Below are 16,874 nucleotides of genomic sequence, written 5' to 3' on the forward strand. Positions count from 1 at the left end.
GGAACTATACTCTTTTCCCGCTCAAAGAGTACAGAAAATTCTATAGTTAAAAAAAAGCGAGGAAAATCTCAATGAATCTGAGCCAAAGATTGCGATTAGTAAGCCTAGATAAAAAGCAGTGGCAGCGACTATATTACAAGAATCAGCAAGCATAATATACAGCGGTTCTCAAAAAAGTGAGGTATGCCCTATGCCCTATGCCCTATGCCCTATGCCCTATGCCCTATGCCGGATAGTACCTCATCTTTCTGAGAAAGGCTATATACGACAGAGACTATCAGCAATCAGGTATCTAAGTGAAGGAAAAAGTCGAGCGGAAGTAGCCAAATTAGTAGGCTCTACAGATTTAACCATCAATTAATATTGGCTATTGCCAAGTTTGTTTAGTGAGACATTTTCCACAAGTATTTAATAAAGCTCATACTTGAGCAAAGTACACGGAATCGATCCATTAAAAACCGGAATTCGCCTGGATGTCCTGAGTCCCACCTTTTTACCCAACTCCTTATTTCCCGTCAAAATAAACGCATTCCAACCTTTAAAACGATTCTTAAAAATATCCCCCAACATCTTGTACAAATCTCCCAATTCGCTAGCATCTCCCAGGCGTTCTCCGTAGGGAGGATTGCAAATCAGAACGCCTCTGTCTGCTGGTGCTTCCAACTGGGATAACTCGGTTTGAGCAAACTGAATCTTACCGGAAATACCGGCTTGCTGCGCGTTCGTGCGAGCTTGAGTTAACATATCGGAATCGCGATCGCACCCTGCAATCACCTCTTTAAGCTCCGGCAATTCGCCGTTTTCAGCTTCGGCCCACAATTTATCCCACAAAGGTTCGTCAAAATCCCGCCAAGTCATAAATCCAAACTTTTCTCGAAACAATCCCGGTGCAATATTCAACGCCTTTAAAGTCGCTTCCAAAGGCAAAGTTCCCGAACCGCACATCGGGTCTAAAAAGGGCAAATCTGGCGTCCATTCTGCCATCTCCAACAAAGCCGCAGCTAGGGTTTCTTTGAGGGGAGCAAGCCCCATCGCCGGTCGGTATCCCCGGCGGTGCAAACTGCCGCCGGAACTGTCTAAACTTAAAATAGCTCTATCTTGATGAATGTGAATGTTAATTAGCAAATCGGGATGCTCTACATCAACATTAGAACGCTTATTAAATTGGTTGCGCTGTTGGTCGGCGATCGCATTTTTGACCTGCAAAGCTGTATAGTGAGTGTGGTTCAACTTTTCGTTGCCGCCCGTGCAGTTTACTGCTAAAGTATTTTCGGGGTACAAGTATTCGTCCCAAGGGATTTTCTGCACTTCGCGGTAGAGCATATCCGAGTTGTAACACCGGAATTCGGCGATCGGCATTAGCACTCGAAAAATTGTTCTCGACCAAAGATTGACGCGGTACAATAAAGTGCGATCGCCCGCAAAGTAAACCCCAGTAAAATCTGGCTTGACATCCTGAGCCCCTAAACGTTCTAATTCTTGGGCGGCAATAGTTTCTAAACCGCGCGCAACTGTAGCAAAATATTGATTCATTTGTTAATGGTTATTGGTTATTGGTTAATTGTTAATTGTTAATTGTTAGTGGTTACTACTGACAACTGAATAACTGACCGATCACCATAGTAGCTGGTTTTCATCCTAAGTCTCAAAAAAATAATCTACCTTAAGGCAGATGCGTCGGTTTACTAATCCTAGCTTATTACTAATAATATTCAACAAGCGATCGCATTTCCATCTCTCTATTTACAGCGCTGACTGCGGGAACATAGGCGCTAAACCTTAAAACTCTGACTTTCACAGGACTTCAGCTCTCACGATCGACTTGATATCTCAATCTTGCGGATGAGCTTGTTTTTCAACTATTGAAAATCTTTATTAATTGCTTGCACAATTTATTGACTTTATGCTAAGGTACTTAGAGCTTGAGATTGAACCCTCAACACAATTGTTAAGGAACATCTGAGCTAGATCGGTTTACTACATTTGGAGACATTTATGTCAAAGCAAATTGACGGATCGACTTTCAAACAATCCCGTGCCAGCAAAATTCAAGTTGAAGTCAAGGAAATTGCCAAGCAGGTAACAGCTAAAAACCTCTCATCTCATCTGAATGTTGATTCTGATGGTAGCGATGTTAGCAACGAATAATTAAAAGTCTTTTCTGTTAGACTTCGCATCCCCAAGCAAGAAGTAATAGATGGTACTCCTTGCTTGGGGGATAACTATAGGGGCATTGCCTCTAAAAATTAATTTGTTCAAATTTTATTGATAAAAATTGTCATAAAGAATTATGCGATCGATCGCCAACCTATTGCAACCATACAATCTCAAAGAATTTTTAGACAACAATTGGACAACCAAAGCAGTTTCGATCCCCAGCGAAGGTAAGAAAAATTTTGCACACCTATTTTCCTGGGAAAAACTCAACTATATCCTGAACTTTCACCAACTAAGATATCCCGATATTCGATTAGCAATAGGAGGAAAAGTCCTCGATGAAAGCGCCAATGAAAACCTCATCAAATCCTGCCAATCGGGAGCAACTTTAATTATCAATGAAGTACACAAACTAATTCCCGAAATCGCTCACTTTGCTGCAGAAATAAAATCAGATATTGGCTATGGAAATCAAGTAAATGCCTACTGTTCCTGGCCGGAAAAACAAGGCTTTTTTTCCCATTATGACACCCACGAAGTTTTTATATTGCAAGTAGACGGAATCAAGCAATGGTATGTATTTGAAGACACAATTAAGTATCCGCTGAAAGATCAAAAATCCTCATCTTTTCCACCACCAGAAACCGAAGCATATTTAAGCTGTATTTTACATCCAGGGGATGTGCTTTACATACCGCGCGGACATTGGCATTATGCAGTTGCTTGCGAAGAACCATCGCTGCATTTAACATTAGGAATACATTGCAAAACCGGAATTGACTTTTTAGAATGGTTGGTTGGCGAATTGCGCGAACAATCAGATTGGCGCAAAAGTTTACCGCTACGAACAAACGCAGATTCTATCAATGCAAATGTCAACAGTTTAATTGCCCAATTGCACCGCTACGCAAACAGTAAAAATCTTGCAGATGAGTATAGCAGTTATCTGGACAGTTTAGGAAAACCTGTTGCCAAATATTCTTTGCCTCATCAAGCAGGATTCAATATTTTGCCCTATGGTGTGCAAACCAAGTTTAGAATTCCCAAGTTTCAGCGGGTGAGAATTCACGAATTATCTGATGGTGGCGGATACAAAATAGTTGTTGCAGGTAAAGAAGTATCCCTGAGAGGAATCACAGCTAAATTTACGGACAATTTATTTAGTACGGAGTTTTTTACTGGGGAAGATGTTATGGATTGGTTGCCGGATTATGATTGGGAAATAGATGTAGTGCCACTTTTGTCGAAGCTGGTAGTTGAAGGAATTATTTTTGTTGGTTAAAATTGGAGAAGAACATGAGTTCTTATAAATGGGTTGTAAAAAGAGCAATTTCTGACACAGACAAGGAGTAAAACTATGATGGATAAGTTTTTTTGTGCTGATGCTTCTAAATGCGTTGAAGAGGATATTATTGGCAGCGGTAGTAATTACCAAACCTATATATTAATTGAATGTGGTTTACCTTGGGAATCTGAAGCGTTTAATTCTAAACAAATTTCCCAAAATCTCAAGGATTTGGTAGAGGAAGTAGAACATTCAAAACAGAAAATCCGATTTTTGTTGATAAATAACGATCGAACCAAATGTGCAAATCAGCGCAAAGTTTTGATTTATGACAATAAAGATGGGGAACTTTTTGGCAGTTACGAAAAGCATGAATTTAATGTAGATAGTTTTGATAAAGTAGCGGGAATTGTCAAAAGCTATTTAGCTGGAGAAGTCCCTGATTGCGAAACCGAAAACAAGTCAAGTAGAGATATTTTGGTTTGCACTCACGGCAGTCACGATATGTGTTGTGCGAGATACGGCAATCCTTTTTATGCCCAAGCAACGGCTTTAGCTTCTGAGTTAGAATTGAATGATGTTCGCGTTTGGAGATCCAGTCACTTTGGGGGACACCGCTTTGCACCGACTGCGATCGATTTGCCTGATGGCAGATATTACGGAAATCTCGATCGCGCGTCGTTCCAATCAATTTTAACGCGAACTGGCGATATCGAATGCTTGAATAAAGTTTATCGTGGTTGGGGAATTTTGCCAAATCCTATCCAAGTTTTGGAAAGAGAATTGATTCTGCTGTACGGGTGGGATTGGTTTAACTACAAAGTCGCCAGCAAAATTCTCGATTTAGACACAAAAAATGATGCTTTTTTAGCTGAAATTACCTTTGAAAAAGCCGACGGTACGTACACCTATCGTGCCGATTTGGTAAAAGATGAAACAAAAACTGTTCGGCTTAAAGGTTCCTGCGGTGCTAAAAAAGAGTCGGAATTTGTCAAATATTCGGTAGAAAATCTCCATTTTTACTCGAAAAAGGAGGAGTTAAAGTTTGCAATCTCTCCTTCAGTTTCGCTGCCAAAGTTGGTCGAAACTGTGTAAAAGCGTGTCCGATAGATCGTGCATAATACATAGGCGGGGGCGGGTTTTTGAGATTGTCGGTTTTTGACAAATATTGTTGGTGAACCCGCCCCTACAGGAATCATGGTTGAATGTCTAACTGCATAAATATGTGCGGGATTCCGAGGAAGTCAAAGGGCTTGTCTTGTTCGGAAAATCCGAGTTTATGGTAAAATTTAATGGCGTTAATGCGAGACATAAGTCTCACTCTTTTGAGATTTTTTTCCTGAGCTTTTGCGATTAATTCTGCAATTAATTTAGTGCCAATTCCCCGATTTTGAAATTCAGGAAGGACGGCAACGTAGCTGATGCTTCCTAATTTTGGGGATAATTGGCGCAGTCGGGCTGAACCAATGATTTGGCGATCGCACATGGCAATTAAATGAAAAGCAGTATCTTCGTGGCTGTCCTTTTCGCTGCCCCTCTCCATTCCTAGAGGCGATCGCAAAACCAGCCACCGCTGGTAAAACATCTCTTCTAATTCTTGTTGATTTTTAACTGGATGTATATCTACTTGAGGCATTTTTTGATGAGATTAATGTTGTATTTACAGCATATTCCAGGTTCATGAATTACAGTAGCAGCCTTAATTGTGTGGTACGTGTTATGTAGGGTGCGTCGCTGCGGAGCAGGTTCAATGGAACTTGCAGATCGATCGGTGGCGACGCACCTTACTTACGACAAGATTGTGTGTACCGCATATACATGGAATATGCTGTATAAGAGTAAAGGATGAGGGCGGGTTTACAATATAATTTGTTTTAGGTCAAGATAGTTGGTAAAATCCACCGCTTGTAGGGTGCGTCGCTACCAGATTTTCGATTTTAATTACAGATTGTTTGGGGCGACGCACCCTACGGTATAATGTGCGAGTTACTGAGATGTTGCACCATTCTCAAGAACGGGCAAGATGCCCGTTCCACAAAAAAAATCATCTCTTGTGGAACAGGCATCTTGCCTGTTCATAAAATGCTTATTGAAAATGGTGCAATATCTCAGAGTTACAAACTGTCAGTAATACTGGTGAAATTAAAAGCTTTCACGCGCACTCCGGGCACGACACTGCCGCCGTAACGCTTCACCGCACTAACTGCATCCACATCGCGCAACATATCAGGTAAAACTTGATTGAAACGCAGGTTTTTAATCGGGTAAGCAATCTTGCCATCCTCAATCCAAAAAGTACCGTCGCGAGTCATTCCCGTTACTTCCAATGTTTTCGGATTCACGTAGCGCACGTACCAAGCTCGACTGACGAAAATTCCGCGCTCGGTTTGAGCAATTAAATCTGCTAAACTTTGGTCGGAACCTGTCATTACGATCGGGTAATAAGCACCTTTTGCCTCTTTGCCTTTTTGTGCGGCCCAGTAGCGGGAATAAGACAAACTTTGAGGTACGCCATCTTTGATGATTTCCAAATAGTTATTGCTCAATCCGTCGCCGAAAAAAGTATTCGATCGCAGCAAAGGATGAGCCGGATCGCGCTGCACTTGCACTAACGGGCTAAAAAGTTGTTCTCCCGCGCGGTTTCCCGCTGGTTTTCCCTCTGCGTCGGCGATCGACATAAACGATCGCCCCTCATCCGCCGCCCTCGCATCCAAACTCCAAATTACCCAGGGTAGCAAATCCGCAAAAGCAGCACCATCAAAGATTACAGGATAAATACCGGGAGTGACTTCGCGGGGGTTGCGGGATGCGATCGCCCGATCGAGCACTTGTTCTGCTAATTGGGCGATCGGCAATTCGTTGATACTCCAAGCAGTGCTCTGAGCCCAGCTAGAACCGTTGTCAATGCGAGCAGTAAAGCTGAAATCTGCCTCTGTAGATTGGTTGCAGGCGCGGAGTCCGGTTGACGAGGCGATCGCGTACAGCGACGTTTCAGCGCTCAAAGTACCCGAACCGTGAGCCCCCCCCTGTCCGGCAATGGCGCAAGCTTGCTGCACCATTTCTGCCCGCGCTAGAGGCGATACAGTTGCCGTTGCTGCGTCGAATGCGGGCGATCGCAAATCGTAGGTTTGAGGGGGTAACAGCGGCATCCATTCGGGGTCTGCCGGCGCAATTCGGGCTAATTCTTCCGATCGCTTGACGGCGGAGGCGATCGTATCTTCATCAAATTCTGTAACAGCAGCAGAGGCGCTTTTGTTGCCGAAATAGCTAGTAATGCTCAGGCTAAATACAGTTTTGCTAATATTTTGACTGATTTGATTTTCCGAGAATCGGGAAAGAGATTCTTCGCCAGTAGAGAGACTGACAAATACTGCTTCGGCTTCCGATTGTTTGACTGCCTTTTCTAGTAAAGATAAGGCTTGGTCTTCACTTAAAATTGCGGGGGATGTTACGAGCATAAGCTAAAATGCTAGGAAAATTTGTTTGTATTTGAAAACATCTTGAACTGCGATACAGCGGTTAACTTGCCTGTACTAAAGAGCGAACTGCTAACACTTCATCAGCTCGCAGAAGTTCCACATCTGAACGGGAGACAGCCACAACTAAAATCGATTCTCCTAAAGCATTAAATATTTCTAGAACGCAGCCATCTTCGCCTTCGTTTGGGTGAGGTACGCGATCGACTAGCATCGCTACATCGCCTTTTTTTAGCTGATATAGCGGTATATCCCGACACAATGCTACACGCTGGTAAAGTTCAAGTTTCACGTCGAGACTCCTTTTTCGGTTTGAGAGTAATAAAATGAAAACTTCCGTCAATTTGCCACTGCAACCAAATTGTAACAACTGCTAAATTACGTCCATTAGCCCCAGGCAAGTCACCTTCGGCGCGAAAGAACTTTCCGAATTCATTAGCACCATTTTCTACTGCCTCAGCCGACGCTATCAAAAACTGGATGGCTGCTAACAAAGCTTCTGGGTTATCTTGACTAAAACCCCCTAGAGCGAGAAATTTTGACTTGTCATCTTGTGCTTTGGGAACAAGTAAATAGCGCGTCAACTTTGCTTCGGGTATGATAGCATCCGCTGGAATTTTCACGTTATAAGCCTACAATCTAATTAAGAATTTCCCCCAATTTGAATATCTCTCACTCGCACCGGCACACAAGCGTGAGTCATCTGAGCAACCTGCATCGGCTCGCCTTTTCCGCATATATTTGTACCGCACTGAACCAGCTCCGAAGCCGGCCCGATCGCATCTATTTGATTCCAAAAATCAGTAGTCATCGCCTGATAAGTTACATCCTTCAACATACCCACAACTTTACCTTTTTCCACCTTCCAAAAAGCATCGCCGCCGAATTGAAAATTGCGCCGCTGCTGGTCGATCGAATAACTACCCATACCGTCGATTAAAATCCCGTCTTCCGTATCCGCAATCATCTCTGCCAAAGTAGCAGTGTGACTGCCGCCGTCCGGGCCCGGTTCCAATCCCAAATTGGGAATTCTCACCATCGGCACGCTCGACCAACTGTCAGCGCAAGCAGAACCGTTGCTGCTGGCACGTCCGAGGCGATAAGCTGTCTCTCTGTCAGTTAGATAATCAACTAAAATTCCATCCTTGACAACGTACCAATCTTGTGATTTTACGCCCTCATCATCGTAACCCATTGTACCGCGGCCGCCCGGTTGAGTGCGATCGCACTTAAAATTCACCCAAGGTGCAGCATATTGCAGTTTATTTAAATTATCAGTAGTAGCAAAGCTCGTGCCGGCAAAATTAGATTCGTAGCCGTAAACCCGGTCTAATTCAGTTGGATGTCCGACAGATTCGTGGATTGTCAAATACAAATTTGTCGGCTTAAGAATCAGAGATTTGCAAATACCAGCCGGGACTGTGGGAGCGCTGACTTTCTCAATAGCTTCAGCCGCAACTCTTTCGACTTGACTCAACAAATCATCGGGATTAATATGTTCGTAACCGATATTCAGGGGCGGGCGTTCGTAACTGCGACTTTGGGCATCGCCGCCCGCAATTGCCGTACAGCCAAAACCCGGATAGCTGCGGTAGATTGTTTGTTCGATTAGCGAGCCTTCTGTGGAAGCAAAAACCTTGTCTTCGCGGCTTGACTGCAAAAAAGAAGAAGCTTTTTTGATGCCTTGTGCGCCGTGTGCTAGCAGCTTCTCGTTGATAGTTAACAGCAGCTCAGCTTTGTCAGCAACGGGTACAGAAAAAGGGTCAATGGCGATCGGAGTTACATAGGTATCGACATATTTTTCGACAGGCACTAACCGCACCGGTTCCTTCTGAGTTAGGCGGCTGCCTTTAGCGATTTCTACAGCTAAAGCGACTATTCTTGCAACCTCTGCGGGTGTTTTGCTGTGACTGGCGGCAAACCCCCAAGCGCCGTCTAGAAGCACTCGCACGCCAAAACCGGAACTTACATTATCTGACAGTTGACTTAAAGATCGATCGCGCGCGTAAAGATTCTGCCTTCGGTAACTGCAAAAACGCACATCACCGTACTCGCACCCAGTTGTGCGAATCAAATCTACAGCCAAATTTGCCAACTCGTTAGCAGAGATTTTTGCAGTTAACAGTACCATAGTTATTAGTCATTCGTCGTTACTTGTCAATTATTATAGCGCTTTTTAATTATTTGAACGAACCGCGAAGACGCAAAGAGCGCGAAGGAAGAGAAGAAAGAGCTTTTTCTCATTTCTAAGTAGAGTCTTTATCTGAAAACATCTACCTATCTTCCTCTTTGTCTTTCTTCGTGCCTGCGCGGTTCATTAAATAGATATTCTTTAATTCACGATCGCCCCCACAGACTCATGGTGCAACAAACCAGTCAGCATTTGGGCCGGTTGTTCCCCGTAGGGCCACGCGAAAGCATGGCGGAAAGCGGCATTTTGACACGCTTGCAACTGCCTAAAATCAATGATATCCAAAGTTAATAAATTCTCGTACTCAAAAGGCAGCCGCACGTTGTGCAATCCCGCGTTGTCGGTGCAAATGGCAATATCGACACCAGCTTCAAAACATCGATCGAACACAACCTTCAATTCGCGCATATCCTGCAACGTTCCCGTTTTGAGATAGGTAGTCGGGCAAACTTCCAAGCATTGACCCCTGCGCGCGACTTCTGGCAGCAGTTCGGGATATTTTAATGGAATTTGAATCCCGTGGCCGATACGCATCAGATAAGGCAGAAGTTCGGGATAACAGCCAGAGGTTGTTTCGTAGAGGTGGCCGGTAGTTTTGATGCCGATCGACCTCGCGTACTGGTACAATCCCACAAACTCCTCCAAACGCTCGCCAATAGCAGCATCGCCCCCAGCTAGATCGATCGCGCAAACATATTCTCCCATTTGTGCGGCCAAATCGACGATCGCCCGATTCACTTCATAAGGCAAACGCGAGTGCATACACAAAATTTGGCTGGTAACAATCGGACAATCGCTAATTTGACTTGCCTTGCCCACAACTTGTACAATTTCTGCCATCAAATCAATGCGTTCTGACTGCGAAAAATGCTCTGGAGTCCGCAAATAAGGCGTATAGCGCAACTCCAAATAAGCCAGATTTTCAAACACGTAAGCGCCCCGCATCAACCGATAGATGAAATAAGGCAAAGTCTCAACAGTTTGAACGCTTTCTACCAGCGTGTGCAGTTCCAAATACTCATCAAGAGTATTGCGCGGACGAGTGTAAAAATCCTCAAACTCCGAGTATGCTTGAAATCGGCTAGCTATCTCAGCATTATTGTGGCGATCGAAATACCGCCACAGCACCCGAGGAACCACAGAACCACCCAGATGGCGGTGCAACTCAGCGTGTAAACTCATGGCAACAAAGCCTCAATTTTCTCGATTGTAACAAAAATTAATTAGTTCAGTAGTCAGTAGTCAGTAGTCAGTAGTCAGTAGTCAGTAGTCAGTAGTCAGCGAACAGTCAACAGTCAACAGCGAACAGTCAACAGCTAACAATCCCCCATGCCCCATGCCCCATGCCCCATGCCCCATGCCCGTATCTAAAATCTATAATCCAAAATCTAAAATCTAAAATAGATTGACATTCGGGACGCATTCGTACATAATCGGAAATTGTGTCAACCTGAGCTGAACGCGAGAAACCCTTGGCTAACGTAGTTGTAATCGGCGCCCAGTGGGGCGATGAAGGAAAAGGCAAAATTACCGATTTGCTCAGCAAATCCGCAGATATCGTTGTCCGCTACCAAGGGGGCGTCAACGCCGGTCATACCGTGGTAGTTAACGGTCAGACTTTCAAGCTGCACTTAATTCCGTCCGGGATTCTCTACCCTGATAAAGAGTGTATCATCGGCTGCGGAACGGTCATCGACCCTAAAGTTTTAATAGAAGAATTAGATCAGCTAGAGGCACTGAATATTTCGACGACCTCGCTGATGATTTCGGAGACTGCTCACGTCACGATGCCCTATCACCGATTAATTGATGTGGCATCGGAAACGCAGCGGGGAAATTATAAAATCGGGACGACAGGACGCGGCATCGGCCCTACTTACGCCGACAAGTCCGAACGCACTGGGATTCGGATGCTGGATTTAATGGACTTGGAAGGATTCCGAGAACAATTGGAATGGACAATTCATCAGAAGAATGTCATTCTCGAAAAACTCTACAATTTGCCGCCTCTCAATCCGCAAGACGTAATAGATGAATATCTAGTTTATGCGGAACGTTTGCGGCCGCACGTAGTAGACAGTTCGCTGAAGATTTATGAGGGAATTCACAAGCGGAAAAATATTCTGTTTGAAGGCGCGCAAGGCACTTTATTAGACTTAGACCACGGGACTTATCCTTACGTTACTTCGAGCAATCCGATCGCAGGCGGCGCTTGTGTGGGAACCGGAGTCGGCCCAACAGCGATCGATCGCGTAATTGGCGTAGCAAAAGCTTATACAACCCGCGTCGGAGAAGGCCCCTTCCCTACCGAAATGGTAGATGGAATTGGCGCAATTTTGGGCGATCGAGGTGCAGAATTCGGCACGACAACCGGCCGCAAACGCCGCTGCGGTTGGTTCGACGCAGTAATCGGCCGCTACGCAGTCCGCATCAACGGCCTTGACTGTCTGGCAATTACCAAACTCGATGTTTTGGATGAATTAGAAGAAATCAAAGTCTGCGTTGCTTACGAAATTGACGGCGAACGATGTGTGGATTTCCCCAAAAGTTCCCGGATATTTGCTCGCTGCAAACCAATTTACGAAACCCTTCCCGGTTGGAAGCAGTCAACGGAAGAGTGCCGGAATTTGGAAGATTTGCCGCAGCAAGCTTTGAATTATCTGAAGTTTTTGGCAGACTTGATGGAAGTGCCGATCGCGATCGTTTCTCTCGGTGCGAGCCGCGACCAAACTATTATTGTAGAAGACCCGATTCACGGCCCAAAACGTGCTTTGCTCTCTGCTGACGGTACGCCTGTAGCAGCACACTCGTAATCATTGGTATCAACTTAACGTCAAACCCAGCCAGAGACTGCTGTTTGACTATTAAATTTAGATGCCCCCTTCTTAAGGGGGGGCAAGACTCTTCTCAAAGCCAACCCCTACTCCCCTTATTAAGGGGGATGCGAGGGGGATCTAGACTACGATTATAAAAGCGAGATTTATCAAAGATTTTAGCCTTAAGTTGACACTAATGACTTGTAATATTTTCCAGAAAGTAAGTTTTTAAATCAGGAAGGTCAAGAGGAAAGCTAATGTTAGATATTATTTTTTATGCCTTCAAAACCGAACTGTCACCACACTATGTCGAAATGTCTGAAGAGGTTTACGAGTGGTTGGCAAAATCAGAATTTTCCAAAATTGGCAAATCTGTTCCCAGAAATATTTTGATAGATAAAGAAGAGGAGAAGCTACCTGTAGTTGAGTTAGATCGAGATATTCGCCAGAAGCTCAGAAATTTTTTCCGAGATGCAATTATCTGCGAAAGCGATACCGTCCTCACCAAGCTGGGAGATTCCCCTCTCAAAGAAGAATATCAAGCAGCAACCTACCGTTTGAGGAAATTGCTGGACTTGCTAAAATGTGTTGAAAACGAAGATTATCAGTATCTTCAGCGAGTCCTTTGAATGAGTTTCTGGATGTTTGCCAGAAGGAGTAATCCCCATGTTTGACATCAGTTTTTATTCAGCCAATGGTGAACCGTCCGATAGTGTAATAATCACCGCAACTACTTACGAGTGGTTAGCTAAATCGGATTTTTCAAAAATAGGCGGGGCATCAATCGACACCGAAATTTACCTAGATGAAGAAAATGTAATTCTGCCTCTAGTTGAATTAAATCAAGATATTCGCCAGCAGTTTAAGAAAATTTTCAGCGAAGCAATCATCAGTGAAAGCGATGCAGTTCTTACTAAGCTTGGTGATTACCCTTCAAAAGAAGAGTATCAATCAGGAACGTACCGTCTGAGAAAAATGCTGGAATTGCTGAAGTGTGTGGAAAACGAAAATTATCAATACCTTCAGCGAATTTAATTAGGGGCGATCGCAATATCACAATTCTGGTAAAATGTGAAAACAATCAACAGAAAGTCAGAAAATGGAACTCGCAGTAGAATGTCAAAAGCGGGCAGAAGGCAGCAAACCTAACGCCCTCCGCCGCTCTGGATTGATTCCCGCCGTCCTCTACGGTCACAAAGGCTCTGAATCCATTTCCCTTACCATTAAAGCCAAAACAGTTGAAAACCTGCTCAAAAAGCACGTAGTCAACAATGCCCTAATTGACCTCAGCATTCCCGACCTCTCTTGGAGCGGAAAAACCTTGCTCCGGGAAGTTCAAGTTCATCCTTGGAAGGGCTATCCTTACCACCTGAGCTTTTTCTCCGTGGCAACTCAAGACAGTCTGGAAGTTGAAGTGTCCCTGAATTTTGTCGGCGATGCTGTCGGCGTCAAGTTAGAAGGCGGCATCTTGGATACCGTACTGACGCAACTAGCAGTTAAGTGCAAACCAGACAGCATTCCTGAAGCAATTGAAGTAGATATTTCTAATTTAAAGGTAGGGGATGCGCTGCACATTCACGAATTAGTTTTGCCTGCAGGAGTGGTAGCTCTCGGCGAACCAGATCAGGTGGTTGTTACCGTGCTGGGAATTCAAGCAGGTTCTGAAGCAGAAGACGCAGAAGAAGCAGCAGCCGAAGCAGCAGCTTGATTAGTAATTGCTAATAGTTGTTAACTAATTAATTGTTGAAAAAAAAGGGCGATCGCTTTCTCTCAAAAGGGCGATCGTTTTTTGCTAAAAAGGTTATTGTTTGAGCGCGATCGCACATCTTGCTCGGTTAGTAATATTTGTTTATGGCGGGCTCCCGTGCCCAACCCCTACTCCCCACAAGAAAGCATCCCACAAGCAAGCACCCGATCGCATCCCCAGAATCGAGCTAACACCAGTCTTGACTTTTCTTTACAAAACCTGCGATCGGGCAGAAGCTACAAAAGTCGATCGGGACTGGCGCGCAAAGGAGCCAGAAAGCACGTTAATTCGTACATATTTAGCAGTAAAATCAAAAAAATAGCCTAAAAACCGGGTTTCTCGCCAGCACCGACCGTCAAAAAAATTAAGACTTGGGGGAACAAGCCCGGTAGTGTTAGTGTCAAACGCGAGTATAATTGTGAAACGTTTCGACAACCCTATTTAATTCCTGCCTCTGGAGCCGCCGCCCATATGCCATCAACAGTGAGTACAGAATCAACAGCGGTTCAATTTAACCAACAGGGAGAAATATACTTATCCCAAGGAAAATTAGAAGAAGCGATCGCCTCCTGCGAACAAGCTTTGAAAATTCACCCCAATTTTGCACCGGCTTACAAGACTTTGGGCAACGCGCTGCAAGCTCAAGGCAGGATGGAAGAGGCGCGGCACTGGTACGCTAAAGCGATTGAAATAGAACCGAATTTTGCGGAAGTATACGCGAATTTGGGCAGCCTTGGCGCGCAGCAGCAAAAATGGCAGGAGGCGATCGGATTTTATCAAAAGGCGATCGCGATTAAGCCGAATTTCGCGGGAGTTTACCGGAATTTAGCAAAAGTATTCGGACAAATTGGCAAAGCGGAAGAAGCGCAGCAGTGCTGGTATCAAGCATTTAGTTTGGAACCGGAAAAAGTAGCGCCTGGGGAACACTTGAATATGGGCGACGCTTTTTTTCGGCAGGAAAAATTCCCCGAAGCGATCGCTTGTTACGATCGCGCCATAAAATTAAATCCTAATGTGGCGACTGCCTACCAAAATATGGGCGAAGCGCTCAAAAAACAAGGCAAGTTAGAGGAAGCGACAGTATATTATCGCAAAGCTATTGAACTGAACGCAGCTAATGCCAGAAACGGCAGCGAGGGACAGCAAACTTTGGCGGGTGCAACTGCAACAAACGGTGCAGTTAAACAGCAGCCCCCAGCAACCGCAGTCAAGCCGCCAGTCAAGCCACCAGTCAAGCCGCCAGTGCAGCAGGCAGTTAATTCTACAATTAATATAGACGATCCAGAAGCATACAAAATACTGGCAGAAGGCTATTTTGCTCAGGGGAAATTGGAACAGGCAATTTCTGCTTGCAAAAAAGCGCTGCAAATTAAGCCGGAAGCACCGCTTTACAAAATGCTGGGCAACGCCCTGCAAGCGGGCGGCAAAATAGACGAAGCTAAAAGTTGCTATGTCAAAGCAATAGAAATTAACCCAAATTATGCCGAAGCTTACGCTAATTACGGCAGCATTTGCGCGCAGCAAGAACAGTGGCAGCAAGCGGTTTCTGCTTACGAAAAGGCGATCGCCCTCAAGCCGGATTTTGCCGGCGCTTTTCGCAATTTTGCGAAACTGTTGACGCAGTTAGGAAAGTCTGAGGCGGCTGCTGAGGCTTGGTACCGGGCATTTGCGATCGACCCCAAGTCGGGCACCGCCGAGGAACACGAGAATTTAGCCAAAACTTTGATCGAGCAAGGTAAGGTAAATCAAGGTATTGACTGTTACCGGCGCGCGGTTGAGTTGAACCCAAATGCTGGTGCAGCTTATCACGAATTGGGCGAAATTCTCAGAAATCAAGAACAGTGGGAAGCGGCGGTAGATGCTTACAGCAACGCCATTAGAAATAATCCCGAACTTTCTTGGTCGCACAACAATTTAGCGGAGTCGCTGGTTAAGTTGGAACGCTGGGAGGAAGCTGTAAATGCTTACCGCAAGGCGATCGAATTAAATCCAGATTTTAGCTGGTCTCACAACAATTTAGGCGATGTGCTGCTGAAGTTGGAACGGTGGGAAGAAGCTGTAGAGGCTTACAGCAAAGCAACAGAATTAAATCCAGATTTCAGTTGGTCGCACAACTATTTAGCAGACGCGCTGATTAAATTGGAACGGTGGGAAGAGGCAATTTCGGCTTACCAAAGGTCGATCGAACTTAATCCCGACCATTTTTGGGCGCACAACAATTTAGCAGAATCGCTGGTGAATTTGGAACGGTGGGATGAGGCGGTTGTTGCGTACCGGCGCGCTAACGAAGTTAATCCGAATTTCTTCTGGTCGCAGAGCAAGTTGGGCGACGTGCTGCTAGAACTGGAAAGGTGGGAGGAAGCGATCGATGTTTACCGGCGCGCTGCCGAGTTAAATAGCGATTTTCCGTGGACTTATTACAACATGGGGACGGCTTTTGAGAAGCTGGAACGGTGGGATGAGTCGATCGCGGCTTACCGCCATGCTGTGCAAATTCAGGCGGATTTGCCGTGGATTTCGCAAAAGTTGGCTGATGCTTTGAGGATGCGATCGCAGTGGGATTTGCGGGATGCGATGGGTTTGTACCGGCGGGCGATTGAGGAGAATCGTGATGACGTGCAGTTGTACCACAAGGCGCTGGAGATTGCGCCGAATGATGCTGACCTTTATGTTGAGTTGGCTGATGCTTTGGTGCGGCACAGTTGGCCGGATGGGGCGATCGTCTTTTATCAGATGGCGTTGCAGGTAAATCCCGAATGCGGTGAGGCGCACTTGCAGTTGGGGTTGATCTTCGCGCAAAAGAATGATACGGATCGGGCGATATCTTGTTACCGTCGCGCTATTGAGGTTCAACCAAATGAGTATAAACCTTACCAATTGTTAGGGGATGCTCTGGTTGCACAGGGTAAGCGAGAAGAAGCGATGAACTGTTACCGCCGGGCGATCGAGTTAAAACCTGACGATCCGTATATCCACAACAATTTAGGGGATATGTTGCGCCATCAAGGAGATTTGGAGGGGGCGATCGCTTGTTACCGCCGCGCGATCGAACTTAAGTCTGATTTCTCTTGGTTCCACTATAATTTAGGGGAAGTATTGACCAAAAAAGGGCGAATAGATGAAGCAAGTTCTTGTTACCGTCACGCCTTAGAGTTAGAACCCAAGATTTTCTAATTTAGACTGCCATGTGGTCTACATTTCG

The 16,874-nt window shown here is 45.2% G+C and carries 16 protein-coding genes; 9 read left to right on the forward strand and 7 right to left on the reverse strand.

Annotated features, from left to right (window positions below; translation table 11 throughout):
- Nucleotides 1-408: 408 nt before the first annotated feature.
- The gene (locus tag QUA56_RS02530; RefSeq protein ID WP_333352761.1) at nucleotides 409-1,533 is read right to left on the reverse strand and encodes a THUMP domain-containing protein; all 1,125 of its coding nucleotides are present in this window, start codon (nucleotides 1,531-1,533) and stop codon (nucleotides 409-411) included.
- Nucleotides 1,534-1,995: 462 nt separating this feature from the next.
- On the opposite strand from QUA56_RS02530, the gene QUA56_RS02535 reads away from it, so the two are divergent.
- From QUA56_RS02535 to QUA56_RS02545, 3 genes are all read left to right on the forward strand, one after another.
- A complete protein-coding gene (locus QUA56_RS02535; protein WP_333352764.1) occupies nucleotides 1,996-2,148 on the forward strand; it encodes a hypothetical protein in 153 nt (50 codons plus the stop codon).
- A gap of 142 nt (nucleotides 2,149-2,290) precedes the next feature.
- Nucleotides 2,291-3,439: a JmjC domain-containing protein gene (locus QUA56_RS02540; protein WP_333352766.1), complete on the forward strand. Its 1,149-nt coding sequence runs from the start codon at nucleotides 2,291-2,293 to the stop codon at nucleotides 3,437-3,439.
- Between the two features lie 75 nt (nucleotides 3,440-3,514).
- Entirely contained in the window at nucleotides 3,515-4,537 is a 1,023-nt protein-coding gene (locus QUA56_RS02545; RefSeq protein WP_333352769.1) for a sucrase ferredoxin, read from the forward strand.
- 100 nt (nucleotides 4,538-4,637) lie between these two features.
- Here the strand turns inward: QUA56_RS02545 and QUA56_RS02550 are convergent, their stop codons facing one another.
- The 6 genes from QUA56_RS02550 to QUA56_RS02575 all read right to left on the reverse strand — a co-directional run bounded on the left by QUA56_RS02550 (nucleotide 4,638) and on the right by QUA56_RS02575 (nucleotide 10,291).
- Nucleotides 4,638-5,078, reverse strand: coding sequence for a GNAT family N-acetyltransferase (locus QUA56_RS02550; protein ID WP_333352772.1), 441 nt, complete (start codon nucleotides 5,076-5,078; stop codon nucleotides 4,638-4,640).
- Nucleotides 5,079-5,556: 478 nt separating this feature from the next.
- Nucleotides 5,557-6,900, reverse strand: a complete 1,344-nt coding sequence (locus QUA56_RS02555; RefSeq protein WP_333352775.1) for a TldD/PmbA family protein — start codon at nucleotides 6,898-6,900, stop codon at nucleotides 5,557-5,559.
- Nucleotides 6,901-6,961: 61 nt separating this feature from the next.
- Entirely contained in the window at nucleotides 6,962-7,210 is a 249-nt protein-coding gene (locus QUA56_RS02560) for a DUF4926 domain-containing protein (protein WP_333352777.1), read from the reverse strand.
- Nucleotides 7,200-7,541, reverse strand: coding sequence for a DUF6883 domain-containing protein (locus QUA56_RS02565; RefSeq protein WP_333352780.1), 342 nt, complete (start codon nucleotides 7,539-7,541; stop codon nucleotides 7,200-7,202). Before QUA56_RS02565 ends, QUA56_RS02560 begins: the two co-directional genes overlap by 11 nt.
- A 20-nt stretch (nucleotides 7,542-7,561) precedes the next feature.
- A complete protein-coding gene (locus tag QUA56_RS02570) occupies nucleotides 7,562-9,049 on the reverse strand; it encodes a TldD/PmbA family protein (protein WP_333352783.1) in 1,488 nt (495 codons plus the stop codon).
- Between the two features lie 201 nt (nucleotides 9,050-9,250).
- The gene (locus QUA56_RS02575) at nucleotides 9,251-10,291 is read right to left on the reverse strand and encodes an adenosine deaminase (protein WP_333352786.1); all 1,041 of its coding nucleotides are present in this window, start codon (nucleotides 10,289-10,291) and stop codon (nucleotides 9,251-9,253) included.
- A gap of 290 nt (nucleotides 10,292-10,581) precedes the next feature.
- On the opposite strand from QUA56_RS02575, the gene QUA56_RS02580 reads away from it, so the two are divergent.
- The 6 genes from QUA56_RS02580 to QUA56_RS02605 all read left to right on the forward strand — a co-directional run bounded on the left by QUA56_RS02580 (nucleotide 10,582) and on the right by QUA56_RS02605 (nucleotide 16,846).
- Entirely contained in the window at nucleotides 10,582-11,922 is a 1,341-nt protein-coding gene (locus QUA56_RS02580; protein WP_333352789.1) for an adenylosuccinate synthase, read from the forward strand.
- A gap of 260 nt (nucleotides 11,923-12,182) precedes the next feature.
- On the forward strand, nucleotides 12,183-12,554 hold the full coding sequence (locus tag QUA56_RS02585; RefSeq protein ID WP_333352792.1) for a hypothetical protein: 372 nt from the start codon (nucleotides 12,183-12,185) through the stop codon (nucleotides 12,552-12,554).
- A 37-nt stretch (nucleotides 12,555-12,591) separates the two neighbouring features.
- Nucleotides 12,592-12,960 (forward strand): hypothetical protein, encoded by a 369-nt coding sequence (locus QUA56_RS02590; protein WP_333352794.1) that lies wholly within the window; start codon nucleotides 12,592-12,594, stop codon nucleotides 12,958-12,960.
- 64 nt (nucleotides 12,961-13,024) lie between these two features.
- Nucleotides 13,025-13,633: a 50S ribosomal protein L25/general stress protein Ctc gene (locus tag QUA56_RS02595; RefSeq protein ID WP_333352797.1), complete on the forward strand. Its 609-nt coding sequence runs from the start codon at nucleotides 13,025-13,027 to the stop codon at nucleotides 13,631-13,633.
- 100 nt (nucleotides 13,634-13,733) lie between these two features.
- The gene (locus QUA56_RS02600; RefSeq protein WP_333352800.1) at nucleotides 13,734-13,994 is read left to right on the forward strand and encodes a hypothetical protein; all 261 of its coding nucleotides are present in this window, start codon (nucleotides 13,734-13,736) and stop codon (nucleotides 13,992-13,994) included.
- 149 nt (nucleotides 13,995-14,143) lie between these two features.
- Nucleotides 14,144-16,846, forward strand: coding sequence for a tetratricopeptide repeat protein (locus QUA56_RS02605; RefSeq protein WP_333352803.1), 2,703 nt, complete (start codon nucleotides 14,144-14,146; stop codon nucleotides 16,844-16,846).
- Nucleotides 16,847-16,874: the final 28 nt, after the last annotated feature.

The sequence above is a fragment of the Microcoleus sp. N3A4 genome (assembly GCF_036701805.1).
Lineage (GTDB): Bacteria > Cyanobacteriota > Cyanobacteriia > Cyanobacteriales > Microcoleaceae > Microcoleus.